Annotated in this window: 1 protein-coding gene; it reads left to right on the plus strand. The window is 72.6% G+C overall.

Annotation, left to right across the window (positions count from 1 at the left end; genetic code table 11):
* Window positions 1-46: 46 nt before the first annotated feature.
* Window positions 47-950: DUF6600 domain-containing protein (locus ACEN88_RS32775; protein WP_413346447.1), on the plus strand; the 904-nt coding region annotated here is incomplete at its 3' end.

Genomic DNA, 950 nt, shown 5'->3' on the forward strand with positions numbered 1-950 from the left:
CGCCGGGACTATGATCGGGCATCATTCCCACGTTGTACCGACGATCATGAGCGCTTCGAACTTCCTCCGGCCGGCCGTCGCACTCGGCCTGCTATTCACCGCGACGATCGCCGCCGCGCAGATGCAGGACCCGCCCGCGCGCGTGGGCCGCATCGCCTACCTCGCCGGCCCCGTCAGCTTGTCTCCCGCCGGCGCCACCGACTGGGCGCAGGCATCGCTCAACCGGCCCCTCGTCGCGGGTGACCGCCTGTGGACGGACGCCGGCGGGCGCGACGAAGCCCAGTTCGGCGCCGCCGTCGCGCGCATGGACGCGGGCACCTTGCTGACCGTGCTCGCGGCCGATGAACGCACGACGCAACTGCAGGTGTCGCAGGGCCGCATCGACCTGCACGTGCGCCGCCTGGCGCCGGGCGAAACCGTCGAGGTGGATACGCCGAACCTCGCCTTCGTCGCGCGCGCGGCCGGCGACTACCGGCTCGCCGTCGCGCCGGACGGCAGCACGACGGACGTGACGGTGCTGAACGGCGCCGGCGACGCGTACGGCGACGGCACGTCGCTGTCGCTCGCGCCGGGGCAGGGCTATCGCTTCGGCGGCCAGGACCTGGACAACTACGTGCTGCTCCCGCCCGCGCCGCCGGATGAATTCGACCGCTGGGCGCTGGCGCGCGACCAGCGCTACGAGCGCGCCATCGCACGCCGCTACGTGCCGCAGGGCGTCGTCGGCTTCGAAGACCTCGACGACTACGGCAGCTGGCGCACCATGCCCGACTACGGCACCGTGTGGGTGCCGGATCGCGCGCCCCGCAACTGGGCGCCGTATCACGCGGGACACTGGGCGTGGATCGATCCGTGGGGCTGGACGTGGATCGACGACCAGCCTTACGGTTACGCCGTGTCGCACTACGGCCGCTGGATCCGCACGCCCGACACGTGGGCCTGGGTGCCGGCGC

Source organism: Massilia sp. CT11-108 (assembly GCF_047302915.1).
GTDB lineage: Bacteria > Pseudomonadota > Gammaproteobacteria > Burkholderiales > Burkholderiaceae_D > Telluria > Telluria orientalis.